Origin of the sequence: Pseudomonas sp. B19(2017), assembly GCF_002113165.1 — a bacterium.
GTDB lineage: Bacteria > Pseudomonadota > Gammaproteobacteria > Pseudomonadales > Pseudomonadaceae > Aquipseudomonas.
In genome coordinates, this window is sequence record NZ_NEJR01000026.1 from 19,320 (window position 1) to 35,745 (window position 16,426).

Below are 16,426 nucleotides of genomic sequence, written 5' to 3' on the forward strand. Positions count from 1 at the left end.
GTCAGACCCCGCACAATCAAGGTCTGCAAGCCCCATGATCATCGGTGCCTTCCTCATCCTCACCTGGCTGGTACTGCTGTTGCGCTACCCGGCCAAGGCCCTGCCGATTTCGCTGGCTGCCGTTTGTGGCCTGGGCCTGGTGGCCCTGTTCGTGGTCTGGCAGGACACCCGCGAAACCTCGCAACTGGCCCGTCTGGACCTGCGTCTGAACTACGCCCCTGAACACTGCCCCGCCGACCGTGCCCTGCAGGTACGCATGAAGAACGGCAACGACGTGCCGCTCACCGAATTGCGCTGGCGGGTGGCGGCGTATGCGCCGGGCGATACCGTGAACCTGGCCGAGAATACCTACAACGCCCCGCGCTACCGTGGGCCGGGTGAACTGCAGCCAGGGGCCGAGTGGAAAGACTGCCTGCCACTGCCGCCACTGCGCTCCGGGTACCGGCCACAGACCCTGGAGTTTCGTGCAGAGCACCTGCAAGGTACGTTTGCCAACTAATGTATCGTCTGTACTGGCCTCTTCGCGGGCTCGCCCGCTCCCACAGGTACTCCACAGCTCGTGAGTACTGTGCAGTACCTGTGGGAGCGGGCGAGCCCGCGAAGAGGCCGGCACAGGCAACACCAACTTCCCCCGACAACAGGCCCCAACCATGCCCACCGTCCTGATCACCGGTTGTTCCAGCGGCATCGGCCGCGCCCTGGCCGATGCCTTCCGCGATGCCGGCCATCACGTTTGGGCAACCGCCCGCAAACCTGAGGACGTCGAGCAACTGAACGCCGCCGGTTACACCGCCCGGCAACTGGACGTGAATGACAGCGAGGCCCTGGCCCGCCTTGCCGAGGAGCTGCCAAGCCTCGACATCCTGATCAACAACGCCGGCTACGGCGCCATGGGCCCGTTGCTCGATGGAGGAGTGGATGCCCTGCGCCAGCAGTTCGAAACCAACGTCTTCGCTGTGGTTGGCGTTACCCGCGCATTGTTCCCGCAACTACGCCGGTCACGAGGCCTGGTGGTGAACATCGGCAGCGTATCAGGCGTGCTGGTCACCCCGTTCGCCGGCGCCTACTGCGCCTCGAAAGCAGCCGTGCATGCCCTGAGCGATGCCTTGCGCCTGGAACTGGCGCCGTTCGGTGTGCAAGTCATGGAAGTGCAGCCCGGAGCGATTGCCTCGCAGTTCGCCAGCAATGCACAGCGCCAGGCCGAGCAGGTGCTGGCTGCGGATTCGGCATGGTGGCCGTTGCGCGAGCAGGTACAGGCCCGTGCGCGGGCCTCGCAGGACAAGCCTACTTCGGCGGCGGTGTTTGCCCAGGACGTGCTGGCGGCGGTCGGGAAGTCGCCGGTGCCGGCGGTGGTGCGATTGGGCAATGGCAGCACGGCGTTGCCGTTGATGGCGCGGCTGCTGCCGCGGCGGGTGCTGGATTGGGCGTTGCGCAAGCGGTTTGGCCTGCTGCGCCCGCTCTGATTGATTGGTTGCCTGTGCTGGCCTCTTCGCGGGCTCGCCCGCTCCCACAGGTACTCCACAGCTCTTGAGTACTGTGCAGTACCTGTGGGAGCGGGCAAGCCCGCGAAGAGGCCGGTACAGGAAAAACAGATCAGGCAATGGAACGCAGCACCCCGCCGTCAACCCGCAATGCAGCTCCGGTAGTGGCACTGGCCTGCATCGATGCCAGGTACACCACCATGTTCGCCACCTCTTCCACCGTCGCCAGCCGCTTGATCAGCGAGGTCGGCCGGTGCTCGGCAAGGAAGTTGGCTTCCAGCTCTTCAGTCGACACCCCCTGCTCCTCGGCCAGCTTGGCAAAGAAGTCGCCCACACCTTCCGAACGCGTAGGCCCCGGCAACACCGAATTCACCGTCACCCCAGTGCCGGCCAGGGTCTCGGCCAGCCCGCGCGACACCGCCAGCAACGCCGTCTTGGTCATGCCGTAATGAATCATCTCGGTCGGGATCTGCAGCGCCGACTCACTGGACAGGAACACCACCCGCCCCCATTTGCGTTCGGCCATGCCTTGGGCATAGTGGCGCGACAGGCGAACGGCACTGAGCACATTGACGTCGAAGAAACGCTGCCAGTCCTCATCCTCGATCTCGAAGAACGGCTTGGGCTCGAAGATGCCGAGGTTGTTGACCAGGATGTCGGTATGCGGCACCTGGTCGAACAGCGTCTGTGCCCCTGCCTTGGTACCCAGGTCGGCAGCGATGCCAATGATGCGCGCCTGTGGCAGACGCTCGCGCACAACTTTGAGGGCTTCGTCGACCCGGGCCTGGGTACGACCATTGAGGACCACTTCGGCCCCCGCCTCGGCCAGGCCGATGGCGATGGCCAGGCCGATGCCGGCGGTGGAGCCGCTGACGATGGCGCGCTTGCCGTTCAGGGAAATGTGCATCTGTGCCTCCTCATCTGTCTGGGAAATCGCTGGGGCCGCTTTCATGCTTTCTTCACAGGCTGCTCATCAAACGCCTGCCAGCCGCCACCCAGGGCCTTGTACAGCCCCACCAGTGCCTGCGACACCGCCGCCGAACTGTCAATCCACTGCTCCTCGCTGGCCAGCAATGCACCCTGCACCGTCAGCACATTGAGAAAGTCCACCGCCCCTTCCACATACTGGCGCTGGGCAGTTTCCAGGGCGATGCGGTTCTGCCGCACTGCCTCGGCCAAGTGATCGCGGCGCAACTGGCTGGCGTTGTACAGGCGTAGCACATCATCGATTTCATGCCAGGCACCCAGCACCACCTTGCGGTAGTTGAGCGCCGCTTCCTGCTGCTGCGCCTCGCGCAGTTCCAGGGTGCCCGTGAGCCGGCCACCCTCGAAGATCGGTAGCGACAGCTGTGGCCCGAAGGCGAAACGGCGCGCATCCCACGCGCCGAAATCGGACAGCTGCATGGCCTGGAACCCGACACTGCCCGACAGCCGGATGCTCGGGTAGAAGTCGGCCTTGGCCACGCCAATGCTGGCGGTGGCGGCATGCAGGCGGGATTCGGCCTGGCGAATGTCCGGGCGACGCTCGGCCAGTTCGGACGGCAATCCAATGGCGAAGGTCTGCTGCGGCGCAGGCAGTTCGCCGCCCAGCAGCAACTCGGCCTGCAGGCTGCGCGGCGGTTCGGCGGCGAGCAGGCTGAGGGCGTTGATCAGGTCATCGCGCCGTGCTTCCAGGCTTGGCAGGCGCGACTCGATCGAGGCGACCTGGGCGCTGGCCTGGGCCACGTCCAGGCGCGTGGCGACACCTTCGGCCTGGCGGTTTTCGGACAACTTCAGGCTGTGCCGGGCGACCTTGAGGTTGTCGCGGGTCACGTCGATGGTGTGCTGCACGGCGCGCAGCTGGATGTAGTTGCCAGCGGTTTCCGCAAGCAATGCCAGCAGCACGCCGCGGCGGTCGTTCTCGGCCACTTCGACCGTGGCATCGGCAGCCTCGACCTGGCGCCGCACGCGGCCCCACAGGTCCAGCTCCCAACCCGCCACCAGGTCACCCTGCCAGAGATTGAAGGCTTCCTTGCCTGCCTTGCCGGACGGGTCGCTCAGGCCTTCACCACTGTTGCGCGCGCGGCTGTAGCCGGCATTCATACCCACCGACGGTACTTCGTCCGCAGCCACGGTGCTGCGCAGGGCGCGGCTTTGCAGCAGGCGGGCGCTGGCCATCTGCAGGTCGAGGTTGCGCTCGGCAACGCGCTGGATCAAGGCACTCAGGCGGGCATCATGGAAGCTCTCCCACCAGCGCAGTTCCAGCGGTTCGGCCTGCGGCTGGCTGGCCGCCGCCTCGCCTTGCAGCGGAGCCCACTGTCGCGGTGCCTGGCTGTCAGGGCGCTGGAAGTCCGGGCCCAAGGTGCAGCCGGCCATCAGCGCAGCCAGCAGCAACGGGCTCAAGCGTAATGCCGGTTTCATCGTGCACTTACCTCTTTGCCGTCCAGCTTGTCGCCGCGGGTATCGATGGTCGCCTCCACCGACATGCCGACGCGCAGGCGGGCAAGCAGCGGCTGGCCGTCATCGAAAACGATCTTCACCGGGATGCGCTGCACCACCTTGGTGAAGTTGCCGGTAGCGTTGTCCGGCTTGACCGCGGCGAAGGTCACGCCGGTGGCAGGGGCGATGCTTTGCACATGGCCTTGCAGCTTCTCGCCGGCAAAGGTGTCGACACTGATGCTCACGGCCTGGCCAGGCTGTACGTGGGTCAGCTGGGTTTCCTGGAAGTTGCCGACCACATAGGCCTGCTGCAACGGCACCACCGACAGCAGGCGGGCGCCCGGGTTGACGTAGGCACCGACACGCAAGGCGCGCTCGCCGACCATGCCGTCCACCGGCGCGGTGATGCGGGTATAGGACAGATCGAGCCGGGCCTTTTCCAGCCCCGCCTCGGCCCGCTTCAGCTGCCCGTCGGCACTGGCCACCTGGGCGGCAAGGATATCCACCTGCTTGCGTGCTGCGACCAGTGCCGCCTGGGCATTGGCCAGGCGCGCGCGGGCCTGGTCGACCCCGCTGCGCGCCTGCTGGGCATTCTGCACAGTGCCGGCACCCTGCTCGGCCAGGCGGCTGTAGCGGTTGACCTCATGGTCGGCGAACGCAGCTTCGGCCTGGGCCGCTTTTACTGCTGCCTCAGCCTGGGCAATCAGCGAGGCCTGGCGCTCGAGGGTGGCGCGAGCATCGGCGCTTTGCGCCTGGGCCACCAACAACTGTGCCTGTGCGGCATCCAGCGCGGCCTGGTAGTCACGGGCATCGATGGTCGCCAGCAACTGGCCGGCCTTGACCTGCTGGTTGTCTTCCACCAGCACCTCCTTGATGAAGCCGGCGACCTTGGGCGCGACCACGGTGTAGTCGGCAATCACGTAGGCGTCATTGGTGCTTTGGCGGTGGTCGCTGCCGAATATCCAGGGGCCGACGATGCCGGCCAGCACGGCCACGGCAAGCACCGAACCGATGAACAGGGTTTTGCGGTTGTTGGTCATTTCAGTGGTTCTCGAATTCATCCAGGGTTCAGGCCACCGCGCGCGGCGGATAGACCCGGGTAGGCACGAAAGGAATCAGGCAGATCAGGGCCACGGCAATGCAGGCCATGACCAGGTACAGGTCAGCCGAGGTCAGCACCAGCGCCTGGTCGTGGATGCGCCTGGCCAGGCCGGCTGCGTTATCGTCGACCAACGGGGCGTTGCCCAGGCTGTCCACCAGGTGGTTGGAATGAAAGTGCCGACGCAGGGTGCCAAGGGCGTCCAGCAGGCCACCGGCGATTACCGCGGCCAGGCCCTTGACGGTGTTGAACCAGCTGGAGGCAAACGGACCTTCCTGCGGGGTCATGCCGTTGGTGGACAGCATCAGCAGCGGCAGCACTGCCATTGGCTGGCCGAACACCTGCAGCAGGTAGAACGGGTAGAAGTCGCCACGGATCCACTCGCTGGTCAGCAGGCTGCTGCCGACACAGGACACCGCCAGCATCGCCAGGCCGATGCCCAGCACCCAACGGCAGTCCACCGCGCGGATGTTGCACAGCGCCGCCGTCAGCGGCAGGGCAATCAGCTGCGGCATGGCTACCAGCATCATCAGCGGGCTGGTCTGCGCCGGGCGGTAGCCCTGGATCTGCGCCAGGTAGGCCGACGGAATGCTGCCCACGCCCGAGAGCACGATCAGCACACCTGCCAGGGTCACCAGGGCGAAACTCAGGTTGCGCCGCGACAGCATGCGCAACTGGAAGAATGGCAGCGGCTCGGACCATTCGTTGTACATGAACAGCACCAGCAACAGCAGGCCACCACCGAGCAGCCAACAGATCAGCGGCGAATCGAACCAACCCCAGCGGTCACCCAGCGACAGGCCCAGCACGATGCAGCTGATGGCGGGCAAGCCGAGCAGCACACCGCGCCAGTCGAACTGCTTGAAGCGCTCCAGGCGCAGCGGGTCCTGCGGCAAGCCCCAGCCGACGCAGAACATGGCCAGCGCCGAGGGCAGGATGATCTGCCAGAACGCCCACTGCCAGCCGACGTATTCGGTCCACAGCCCTGCCAGCGGCGTGCCGAGGTTGGGGCCGAAGGTGGCGGTGAGGGCATAGCAGGCCAGGCCATAGACCTTGATGCCCGGTGGCAGGAAGCGCAGGGCCACGCTCATCAGCATCGGCGGCAAGGCGCCAGAGGCGAAGCCCTGAAGCACACGCAGCAGCATCAGGCTGTGCAGGTTGGGGGCGAACGGTTGCAGCAGGCCGAGCACGGCGAAAAGGCCGATAGCGCTCATGGTGAAGCGCCGCAGCGAGAACGTGGTGGCCAGCCATGGCGCGAAGGCCATGGCCGAGACCGAGGCGGCGCTGTAAACCGCCAGCAACCAGGCGCCTTCGTCGGCACCGATGCCCATGGCGCCGCGGATATCGGCCAGGGAGATCTTGGTCACCGACTCGTTTAGGCCCGCGCACAATACGGCCAGCAACACACCGAACAGCCCGACCACTACCTGCAGGCCGAACGCAGTCTGCGCAGGCGCGGCCGGCGCGGGGGCGGCGGCAATCGCGGCAGACGGGGCGGACAGGGAATTCATGGGCAGACATCTCCAGCAACAAATTTGCGACTGGAGCAAGTCTAAGAAGGTCGAATGCTGACGAAAACTGACTTCTTGGCAGGTTTATGTTGCGCTGGACGCAATCCACCTTTTGCAGGTCTGGCCCTATCGCCGGCAAGCCAGCTCCCACAGGTACTGCGTAGCCTTGGAGACAGGCACCGATCCTGTGGGAGCTGGCTTGCCGGCGATAAGGCCCTCAAAGGCAATCAAGGGTCGACACTGCAGCAAGCCTTCAGGGTCTGCCGCAACCATCGATGCGCCGGGTCATTGTGAAACCTCGGGTGCCACGCCTGGAGCACGGTCACCCGCTCCAGCGGCACCGGGATCTCGAACGAACGCAGCGGCAGCCCGAGCTTGTGCACGCTGTTGAGGATATTCGCCGGCATCGGCAGGATCAGGTCGGAATCCGGCAACGAGAACAGCGCCGAGTGAAAGCTCGGGGTAATCAGCGCCACCCGCCGCTGCACCTTGAAGTTGGCCAGCTCAACATCGATCGGCCCATTGGCCCGACCACGGCGGGACACGCTGATCTGTGAATAACTGGCAAAGCTGGTTGGCGTGATCGGCTGGTCAAAGATCGGGTGGTCACGCCGAGCCAGGCCGACATAGTAGGTCTGGAACAGGCTCTGCACCTTGATTTCCGGGCCCAGGTCCACGGTCGAGCTGATGATCAGGTCGGTACGCCCGTCGCGCAGTACGCTGTCGTCGTCACCGCCAGGGCTTTCCGGCACGAAGCGCAGCACCGTGCGCGGCGCCTGTTCATGCATGCGCCGCAGCAATTGGGCGCCGTAGAGGGCGATGAACAGGTCATTGGTGCGAATGTTGAAGGCTCGGTCGAGCTTGCCCAGGTCGACCTCGTCGGCACTGCGGAACACCTCCCCAGCCTGTTCCACCAATGCTGCCACCTGTTCGCGCAGGGCCAGCGCCCGAGGCGTCGGCACCAGGCCACGGCCGGCGCGCACCAGGATCGGATCACCCAGTGCCTCGCGGATACGCCCCAAGGTCCGGCTCATCGCCGCCGGGCTCAGGTTCATGCGCTGCGCCGCGCCAACCACGCTGCCCTCATCGAGCAGGGCATCGAGGGCGACGAGCAGGTTCATGTCCGGGAGTTGCATGGCCGTTTTCCGTTACAGCTGTGGGGAATCGCGATGGTAGCAGGTTGCTGGATTGCACCAGACGCAATGCGCTCGTGCGTGGTGGGGCATTTATTCAGGCAGTGAATTGGGCCAAGAATGATGTATGGCAGGTTCGGCCCTTTCGCGGGCAAGCCCGCTCCCACAGGTACACCACAGCACTCGAAACCTGTGCAGTCCCTGTGGGAGCGGGCTTGCCCGCGAAAGGGCCAGAACATACAACCACTCAGCCAGCCTGCAACAAGGATCCCCAATGCCCAGCCCCGTCCTGATCGCTATCGACGCCTCCCCCGCCTCCACCGCCCTGCTGACCCTCGCCCGCCACTTCTGTCGCCCCGGCGAGCACGAACTGCACGTGCTGCTGGCCATCGACTCTACCTTCGCCGTCCACGACCAACCCGCGCCCTATACCGCGGAAGAACTGGAAGAATACCCCGCCGCCTGCGAAGAGCAGCACCAGGCCGACCAGGCCGTGGCCGAGGCCGTACGCGCGTTGCAACAAGCCGGCTTCGCCAGCCAGGGCTGCATGGTCGCCGGGCAACCGGTCGAGGCGGTCGTGGCCAAGGCGCAGGAGCTGAACTGCGAACTGATCATCATGGGCCACCGCCACCTGTCGCGGCTAGGGCGGATGCTGGACCCGTCGATCAGCGCGAAGGTGATCGACCGGGTGAAGGTACCGGTGTTGGTGGGGCCTGCTTGTTAGCTGTCATGGGCGGTGCCGCAAACCCAGTTTGACCATGCTTCGGGAAAACCATCATAACGGGTAAGCCAGGGCTTCAACTCCGGGCTTACCCAACCAATAACTTCCAGGCACAGCAGATGCCGTTGACGAATATCGGGGTCCAACCAGAGCAAGGCATCGTGGTGAGCTGCTCGATTGCGTAGATCCCGAATCAGGTTCAATACCTTTGAAATTTCATTTCTCTGGCGCCTTTTCTTCGGGCACCGGGGGAAGGCAAGGCGTAACTCGCCTGCTCGTGCCTGGTGTTCAGCAGGGAGACCCAAAAACCAAAGCTAAGATCAGAAATGATTTTGTCCGGTGTCGCGGCATGGCGCTTCACCCTGAGCGACGCCTTGGCCTTTTCAATTTCTGACCTGTCGACAGCGGTGAGTGACTCCGCCGCCTCCCACCAATCGGATCGCCCGTACTTGAGCTGCAAGGCCCGATGCATTGCGTTGCGCAGGCTGACTTCCAGGACGTGCAGGCATGGGTAGATTGCCTGCCCAAGCAGCATGTTATGGGCATACGCAGTAGCGGCAGCGGTTTTACGAGGGTTGATGGCGTATCGAGCAAGGCGAGGCTTGGAAAAAGCCTGCTCGAGAAATTGGCTCCAGTCCTGGTTTGTCAAACTCGTCCTTCCTGTATTAGCATTCGCGATGCAGCCCTATGCCGCCCTCTCCCAGAAGACCTGATGGTCATGCTGGTGATGACGCTAGGTACGTATCAATGGCCCCGTCTACCGGGGCCATTTCTTTTCCGGCTCGCTAGCAATGCAAACTGCGTGCGACGAGAAAACGGCATTGTGCAACGCGGGCTACAGGTGTCTCATGACATCCGCTTCTTACCCTCGTGTAGTCCTTTTCCTAAACCCGTAAATTGGTCCAACCCTATCCCTCGCTCGGCTTCACCACCACCGTACAGGTAGTCCCCGCCGCCAGCAAAAACCCTTCCGGCACTTCATCGATATGAATGCGCACCGGCACCCGCTGCGCCAGGCGTACCCAGTTGAAGGTGGGGTTCACGTCAGCAATCAGCTCGCGGCTCTGTGGGTTGTCGCGGTCGTAGATGCCGCGGGCGATGCTCTCCACATGGCCTTTGATGCGCTCGCCACTCATCATCTGCAGCTCGGCCGGGTCACCCACCTTCACATGCGGCAGCTTGGTCTCCTCGAAGAACCCGTATACCCAGAACGAGTTTTCGTCGACCACCGCCATCACCGCCTCACCGGTACGCGCATAGTCCCCCTTGTGGATGTTCAGGTTGGTCACGTAGCCGTCCACCGTGGCCACGATCTGGGTACGCTTGAGGTTCAGCTCGGCGGCAGCCAGTTCGGCAAGGGCCTGCTGGTAATCGGCCTGGGCCGAGTTGGCGATGTTGCTGGCGTCGTCGCGGTTTTCCTTGGAGATCACCAGGTTGTCCATGTCGGCACGGCGCTTGGCGTTGACCTTGCGCATCTCCCAGGTGGCCTTGCGCGATGCAACCTGCGCCTTGGCCTGATCAACCGCCAGTTGATAGTGCTCGGGGTCGATCTGGATCAGCAGGTCGCCCTTTTTCACGCGCTGGTTGTCCTTGACCGGCACATCCACCACATAGCCAGGCACGTCGGCAGCGACGTTGATGATGTCGGCACGCACACGGCCGTCGCGGGTCCATGGCGTGGTCATGTAATGCAGCCACAACTGGCGACCGATCACCACGGCAGCGGCCAGCACCAACAGGGTGGCGATCAGGCTGAAGAACTTTTTCATCGAAGGATTCTCACCAGTAGAGCGACAGCGCCAGGGCGCCGAACAGGCAGACGAACAGGCTCAGACGCAACAGCGCCGGGTGCCAGAAGAAGCGATAGCCATCATGGCTGGCAATGAACCGGTCCAGCCCCCAGGCCAGGCCCAGGGCGAACAGGAACATCAAGGTCATGGTGGGCATGTACACGCCATGGAAAGCGATTTCTCGGGGCATGGTTTCACGGAGCATCGTGCAGTCCTTTCGCCGGTGCCAACGGCGACTGTGGGTCGAGCAGGGAAGAACGGATGAAATGCAGGTAGCTTTGTGCGCGGCGCAGCACCGAGGTGTCGAAGTGCCGGGCAAAGGGCTCGTCGGTGGCCTGCACGCGGGCGATGGCATGGTCCACCGCCACCAGCGCGCGTTCGTGGTTGCTGGTGTTGGGTTGCAGGAACAGCCGGGCCAGGGCACGGCCCATCACGCGGATCGCCTGGCGCCAGGGCTGCGATTCGGCGTAGGCCGGGTGCACCGGCGCACGGGCCTGCTCCTTGCGCAGCTCGATGATGGCGTGGCCGATTTCCAGCACGGTGAACATCCAGCCCATCAACTGGCTCTGCACCTGCGGCTTGCCGGCTGCCAGGCCATAGGCCTGGTGCAGCAGGTCGCGGGTGCGGCTTTCGAAGGCCGTGCCGATGCCGCGCAGGCGGCCGCTGATGGCGAACAGCACCTGCTCGCGCAGTTCCTGCTCCAGGCGGCTCCACAGCCAGCGGCTGTTGGGCGGCAGGATGATCGCCCCGGCAGCGGCACACACAAACATGCCGATGACCATGCCGATGTAGTCGTTGATGAAGGTGTACGGGTCATACACGGTGAGGTTGTTCGGCACCGAACCGATGGCAAAGAACACCAGCAGGCCGATACCGTAGCCGGCATAGGCCGGCCGTGAGGAAAGGAACGCACCCAGCACGAACACTGGCGCCAGGACCATGCACAGCAGCGGGAATCCGTCGATCCAGGGGAACACGAAGAAGGTTTCGAAGAAGCCGACGAAGGCACCGATCGCTGTACCGCAGGCCATCTGGAACGACATGCGCTTGGGGTTCGGCGAGGCCGCCGAGAGGCCCACGGTGACGGTAGCGATCAAGGTCATCATGGCGCCGCTGGGCCAGTCGCTGAGCAGCCAGTAGCTGCCCAGCAGCAACAGCACCACCGAGGCACGCACACCGGCAGCCAGCGATACCAGCCAGCTGGTCTGCGCCACGTAGGGCTCATCCCACTGCTCGCGTTCGTGCCGGTGTGCGGCCAGCGAGGCGTGGGTCTCGGCGTAGCTGTACATTTCGTCAACGAAGCGGTAGAGCAGCTCGAAGGCGGTGTGGAAGTCGAGCAGGTCGGACTCGCTCGGCCCGGTCGCCAGGTACTCGGCGCGCAGGCCGCGCACCTGGGCCTGCAGGCCTTCCTTGTAGGCGGCCAGCTCCAGGGTCAGGCGCAGTGCATCAGCGTCGGTCAGTGCCCGGCCCACGTAGGGTTGCAGCAGTTCCACCAGGGTGTTCAGGCCCGGCTCGATGGCACCGACGATCTGCAGCGGGCCGCGGGCGCGCAGGCGCTCCAGCAAACGGTGCAGGGCATTGAAGCGTGTGGTGATGGCCATGAACTCGCTGTTCATGCGCACCAGGCGGCCAGAGCGCCGGCGCATGTGCGGGTCTTCGAAAGCGGTGACGTTGCGCAAGCTTTCCAGGCCCACTGCTTCAGCGACGAAGCGCACGTTGCTGCTCTCGAAACGGTCGCGCTGGCTGTCGCCACGCAGGGCCTCGACTACCACCCCGGCGAACACGCCAAAGCGCTGGTACAGGGCGTTGCGCATGGCGGCACTGGCCGACTGCGGCAGGATCGCGGCGCTGACGAAGGTCGACACCAGAATGCCCAAGGCGATTTCCAGCACCCGCCATACCGCCGCCATGAATGCCTGGTCGGGGTGCTGCAGCACCGGCAGGCCGATCATCGCTGCGGTGTAGCCGGCCAGCACGAAGCCATAGGCGCGGAAGGTGCGGTAGCGCATGGCACCGGCCGAGCACAGGCCGACCCACAGGGCCAGGCTGGGCAGGAACAGCTCGGTGTTCTGCGGGAAGATGGCGATCAGCGCCACCATCATCGCCGAGCCGGCCAGGGTGCCGAGCACGCGGTAGAAGCTCTTGGCGAACACATGCCCGCTTTGCGGCTGCATGACGATGAACACGGTGATCATCGCCGTGCGCGGTTGCGGCAGCTCCAGACGCATGGCCAGCCACAGGGTGATGAACGCAGCGGCCAGCACCTTGAAGATGTACACCCAGGTCACCCCGTCGGTGCGCGCCCAGGCAAAGAAGCCGCGGCGCCATTCCAGGCTCTGCAGCCAGCGCACGGGCAAACTGGAAGTGCTCATTCGGCGTTATCCGGCTTCTTGTCGAAAACGGCCAGGGTGGCCGGGGTTTTCGGTGCGGCCTGGCGCTCCTCTGTCGGCACGTCCTGACCCGCCTGCAAGCCGCCGCCCAGGGCGGTGACCAGCTCGGCATGGGCGATCAGGCGGGCGGCCTGCACCTGCTGCTGCACCTGCTGCTGGCGGAACAGCAAGGTCTGCGCGTTGAGCACGTTGAGGTAGTCGGTAAGGCCACGCTGGAAAGCGACCATGGCGATGTCGTAGGTTTTCTGCGCGGCCGCGACCGACTCGGCAGCGAAGTGCGACTGCTCCTTCATCGACTCACGGCGGATCAGCTGGTCGGAGATGTTCTTCAGCGCACCGACCACAGTCTGGTTGTAGCGCGCCACGGCCACGTCATAGCCCGCCGAGGCCACGCCCAGCTGCGAGCGCAGGCGGCCACCGTCGAAGATCGGCAGGCTGATGGCCGGGCCGACGTTGTAGTTGAACTTGCGCCCGGTGAGGAACTCCAGCGGGCCGCCGCCGGTTGCCATGAAACCGAGGCTGCCGACCAGGTCGACGTTGGGGAAGAAGCCGGCATGGGCGACATCGATGCCCCGCGCCTGGGCAGCTACCTGCCAACGGCTGGCAACCACGTCGGGGCGCTGGCCGACCAGTTCGGCCGGCAGGTTCGACGGCAGTTTCAGTGGCGCGGCCAGGGCCAGGCTCGGGCGCTGCAACTGCGCGCCCTCCCCTGGGCCCTTGCCGGCCAGGGCGGCCAGCTGGTTGCGGGCCAGGGCAATTTCTTCGTCGAGGCTGTCGAGCTGGCGGTGGGTTTCCGGCAGCGGCGCTTCGGCCTGGCTGACTTCGAAGTGGGTGCCGATACCGGCATCCAGACGGCGTTTGGCCAGGGCCAGGATCTGCTCCTGCTGTTCCAGCTCGGCCTTGACGATATCGCGCTGGGCGAAGTGCAGGCTCAGCTGGATGTAGGCGCGCACCACGTTGTTCTGCAGCTCCAGCTGCGCCTGGCGGGCTTCGGCCACGCTCATGTGCGCCTGGTCCACAGCCTGCTCACTGGCGTTGCGGTCACGGCCCCACAGGTCGAGGGCGTAGCTGAAACCAATGGCGGCGTTGTTGTCCCAGGTGGTGGCACCGGACAGCGCGCCGGGGCCGTAGAACTGGTCTTCAGGCCAGTTGTGGCGTTTGAGCGAGGCCTGGCCGTTGGCCTGGAGCTTTTCCGCCGACTCGACCACGCCGGCCATGGCCTTGGCTTCGCGTACCCGCGCCGCAGCCATGGCCAGGCTCGGGCTGCCGGCCACGGCCAGGGCAACCCAGCGGTCCAGCTGTGGGTCGCCATAGGCGTGCCACCACTGCTGGTCGGGCCAGTGGGCGTCGGTCGCGGCTTCGCGTATGGCCGCGTCGGTGGTCAGGGTATTGGCTTGCAGCGTCTTGCTTTGCGGGGCAATGCCCCAGGTTCCGATACAGCCGCTCAGGGCGAGGGCAAGGGCACAGGCACTGAACGCATTGAGCGTTCTGATGATGCGACGCGGCACAGCTGCGATTTCCCGAGGAAGAGGTGAAGAGGCCGGGCAATTCTAGGGGGCGGCAGCACTGGCGATAAGCGTGGATTCCTGCGAATCTTTGTTACCAAAACAGCGATAATCCGCCTTTGGTCGAAGGCAACTTTTCATCTCTTTTGCGTTACTTCGTGACACAATTTTGTCCTCTACATCGAGAGTGACCCATGGACACCCTGCAAAACATGCGTGCTTTCAGTTGCGTAGCCCAACTCGGCAGCTTTACCGCTGCCGCCGGGCAACTGGATACAACCACCGCGAACGTGTCGCGGGCGGTCTCCAACCTGGAAGCCCATCTGCAAACAAGGCTGCTCAACCGTACCACCCGCCGCATTGCGCTGACCGAAGCCGGCAAGCGCTACCTGATGCGTTGCGAACAGATTCTTACCTATGTCGAAGAAGCCGAGGCCGAGGCCAGCGACGCCCATGCCCGCCCGGCCGGGATGTTGAAGGTGCATTCGATGACCGGGGTTGGCCAGCATTTCGTGGTCGATGCCATCGCCCGCTACCGCGAATCGCACCCGGACGTGACCTTCGACCTGACCATGGCCAACCGCGTACCCGACCTGCTCGACGAGGGCTATGATGTGTCCATCGTGCTGGCCACCGAACTGCCCGACTCGGGGTTCGTGTCGCAGCGCCTGGGCATTACCTACAGCATCGTCTGCGCTTCGCCTGCCTATATCGCCCGGCATGGCGTGGCGCACAAGCCAGCCGACCTGCTCAAGCACGCCTGCCTGCGCATGGTCAGCCCGGTGATCCCGTTGGAGAAATGGCTGTTCGACGGGCCGGAAGGCCAGGAAATGGTCAACATCACCAGCTCGCCGTTCATGGTCAATACTGCCGACGCGATGAAGACTGCGATCCGCAGCGGCATGGGCGTAGGCGTGCTGCCAATCTATTCGGCCATCGAGGGCCTGCGCGATGGCAGCCTGGTGCGGGTACTGCCCGAGTACCGCCTGCAGGAACTGAACCTGTACGCCATCTACCCGTCGCGGCAGTACCTGGATGCCAAGATCAAGACCTGGGTCGAGTACCTTCGCAACTCGCTGCCGGAGATTCTGGCAGCCCATGAGGCGGACCTGAAAACCCATCAGGTGATGATCGCCAACTAAAAAGCTGCTGCATTGCGGGGGCGGACAATGGTAGGTTGCTAACCAATGTCAGGCCATTCGCGGGCACGCCCGCTCCCACAGGTAATGCACAGGCCTTCAATCTGTGCGGTACCTGTGGGAGCGGGCGTGCCCGCGAAGAAGCCCCCACCGTCCCACGCCTTGCAGAGAAGTTGCCCGATGAAAAAGACCGTCCTGGCCTTCAGCCGTATCACCCCGGCCATGGCCGAACGCCTGCAGCAAGACTTCAACGTGATCGTGCCGAACCCAAAACTCGGCGACCTCAATGCCCAGTTCAACGAAGCCCTGCCCGAAGCCCATGGCCTGATCGGCGTTGGCCGCAAGCTCGGCCGGGCGCAGCTTGAAGGCGCGGCCAGGCTTGAGGTGGTGTCCAGCGTGTCGGTCGGCTACGACAACTATGACCTGGACTACTTCAACGAACGCGGCATCGCCCTGACCAACACCCCCGACGTACTGACCGAAAGCACCGCCGACCTGGGCTTTTCGCTGATCATGGGCTGCGCCCGCCGCACCGCCGAACTGGATGCCTGGACCAAGGCCGGCAACTGGCAGGCCACCGTAGGCCCGGCCCACTTCGGCAGCGATGTGCACGGCAAAACCTTGGGCATCGTCGGCATGGGCAACATCGGTGCCGCCATTGCCCGTCGCGGCCGGTTCGGTTTCAACATGCAGGTCATCTATGCCGGCAACAGCCGCAAGACGGCGCTGGAGCAAGAGCTGGGCGCGCAATTCCGCAGCCTGGAGCAACTGCTGGCTGAGGCCGATTTCGTCTGCATCGTGGTGCCGTTGTCCGATGCCACCCGCAAGCTGATCGGTGCGCGCGAGTTGCAACTGATGAAGCCGAGCGCATTCCTGATCAACATCGCCCGCGGGCCGGTGGTGGACGAGGCTGCTCTGATCGAAGCACTGCAGAACGGCACCATTCGCGGTGCGGGCCTGGATGTGTACGAGAAAGAGCCGCTGAGCGATTCGCCGCTGTTCAAGCTGCCCAATGCACTGACCTTGCCGCACATTGGCTCGGCCACTGCCGAAACCCGCGAGGCCATGGCCAACCGGGCGATTGACAACCTGCGTGCAGCGCTACTGGGTGAGCGGCCGCGGGACCTGGTAAACCCTCAAGTGTGGAAGGGCTGATAGCCCCCTGCTGCCTGCCCTGGCCCTTTCGCGGGCTCGCCCGCTCCCACAGGTACACCACCGCCCTGAAGGCCTGTGCAGTAC

At 64.6% G+C, this 16,426-nt stretch carries 15 protein-coding genes; 5 read left to right on the plus strand and 10 right to left on the minus strand.

Annotated elements, in window-relative coordinates:
• Positions 1-34: 34 nt before the first annotated feature.
• Positions 35-499 carry a multidrug transporter gene (locus CAF70_RS24515; protein WP_085627208.1) on the plus strand — a complete coding sequence of 155 codons (465 nt, stop codon included), beginning with the start codon at positions 35-37 and terminating at the stop codon, positions 497-499.
• A gap of 151 nt (positions 500-650) precedes the next feature.
• Positions 651-1,463 carry an SDR family oxidoreductase gene (locus CAF70_RS24520; RefSeq protein ID WP_085627209.1) on the plus strand — a complete coding sequence of 271 codons (813 nt, stop codon included), beginning with the start codon at positions 651-653 and terminating at the stop codon, positions 1,461-1,463.
• A gap of 130 nt (positions 1,464-1,593) precedes the next feature.
• Here the strand turns inward: CAF70_RS24520 and CAF70_RS24525 are convergent, their stop codons facing one another.
• The 5 genes from CAF70_RS24525 to CAF70_RS24545 all read right to left on the minus strand — a co-directional run bounded on the left by CAF70_RS24525 (position 1,594) and on the right by CAF70_RS24545 (position 7,645).
• A complete protein-coding gene (locus tag CAF70_RS24525; RefSeq protein WP_085627210.1) occupies positions 1,594-2,388 on the minus strand; it encodes an SDR family NAD(P)-dependent oxidoreductase in 795 nt (264 codons plus the stop codon).
• Between the two features lie 41 nt (positions 2,389-2,429).
• Complete coding sequence (locus CAF70_RS24530) at positions 2,430-3,881, minus strand: efflux transporter outer membrane subunit (RefSeq protein ID WP_085627211.1); 1,452 nt, start codon at positions 3,879-3,881, stop codon at positions 2,430-2,432.
• Complete coding sequence (locus CAF70_RS24535) at positions 3,878-4,939, minus strand: HlyD family secretion protein (protein ID WP_085627212.1); 1,062 nt, start codon at positions 4,937-4,939, stop codon at positions 3,878-3,880. The genes CAF70_RS24530 and CAF70_RS24535 overlap by 4 nt, the downstream gene beginning before the upstream one ends.
• 28 nt (positions 4,940-4,967) lie before the next feature.
• Positions 4,968-6,509, minus strand: a complete 1,542-nt coding sequence (locus CAF70_RS24540) for an MFS transporter (RefSeq protein WP_085627213.1) — start codon at positions 6,507-6,509, stop codon at positions 4,968-4,970.
• 227 nt (positions 6,510-6,736) lie between these two features.
• Positions 6,737-7,645, minus strand: a complete 909-nt coding sequence (locus tag CAF70_RS24545; RefSeq protein ID WP_085627214.1) for a LysR family transcriptional regulator — start codon at positions 7,643-7,645, stop codon at positions 6,737-6,739.
• Positions 7,646-7,916: 271 nt separating this feature from the next.
• Between CAF70_RS24545 and CAF70_RS24555 the strand changes: the two genes are divergently transcribed.
• Positions 7,917-8,366 carry a universal stress protein gene (locus CAF70_RS24555; protein WP_085627216.1) on the plus strand — a complete coding sequence of 150 codons (450 nt, stop codon included), beginning with the start codon at positions 7,917-7,919 and terminating at the stop codon, positions 8,364-8,366.
• A 196-nt stretch (positions 8,367-8,562) separates the two neighbouring features.
• On the opposite strand, the gene CAF70_RS28005 is transcribed toward CAF70_RS24555, so the two are convergent.
• From CAF70_RS28005 to CAF70_RS24580, 5 genes are all read right to left on the minus strand, one after another.
• Positions 8,563-9,012, minus strand: a complete 450-nt coding sequence (locus CAF70_RS28005) for a hypothetical protein (protein WP_256573316.1) — start codon at positions 9,010-9,012, stop codon at positions 8,563-8,565.
• A gap of 259 nt (positions 9,013-9,271) precedes the next feature.
• Positions 9,272-10,132 carry an HlyD family secretion protein gene (locus tag CAF70_RS24565; protein ID WP_085627217.1) on the minus strand — a complete coding sequence of 287 codons (861 nt, stop codon included), beginning with the start codon at positions 10,130-10,132 and terminating at the stop codon, positions 9,272-9,274.
• A gap of 10 nt (positions 10,133-10,142) precedes the next feature.
• The gene (locus tag CAF70_RS24570; RefSeq protein WP_008097766.1) at positions 10,143-10,343 is read right to left on the minus strand and encodes a DUF1656 domain-containing protein; all 201 of its coding nucleotides are present in this window, start codon (positions 10,341-10,343) and stop codon (positions 10,143-10,145) included.
• 4 nt (positions 10,344-10,347) lie between these two features.
• Entirely contained in the window at positions 10,348-12,525 is a 2,178-nt protein-coding gene (locus tag CAF70_RS24575) for an FUSC family protein (protein ID WP_085627218.1), read from the minus strand.
• A complete protein-coding gene (locus CAF70_RS24580; protein WP_085627219.1) occupies positions 12,522-14,051 on the minus strand; it encodes an efflux transporter outer membrane subunit in 1,530 nt (509 codons plus the stop codon). The genes CAF70_RS24575 and CAF70_RS24580 overlap by 4 nt, the downstream gene beginning before the upstream one ends.
• Positions 14,052-14,242: 191 nt before the next feature.
• On the opposite strand from CAF70_RS24580, the gene CAF70_RS24585 reads away from it, so the two are divergent.
• Both CAF70_RS24585 and CAF70_RS24590 read left to right on the plus strand, forming a co-directional pair.
• Positions 14,243-15,190 carry a LysR family transcriptional regulator gene (locus tag CAF70_RS24585; RefSeq protein ID WP_085627220.1) on the plus strand — a complete coding sequence of 316 codons (948 nt, stop codon included), beginning with the start codon at positions 14,243-14,245 and terminating at the stop codon, positions 15,188-15,190.
• Positions 15,191-15,367: 177 nt separating this feature from the next.
• Positions 15,368-16,342: a D-glycerate dehydrogenase gene (locus tag CAF70_RS24590; protein ID WP_085627221.1), complete on the plus strand. Its 975-nt coding sequence runs from the start codon at positions 15,368-15,370 to the stop codon at positions 16,340-16,342.
• Positions 16,343-16,426 lie beyond the last annotated feature (84 nt).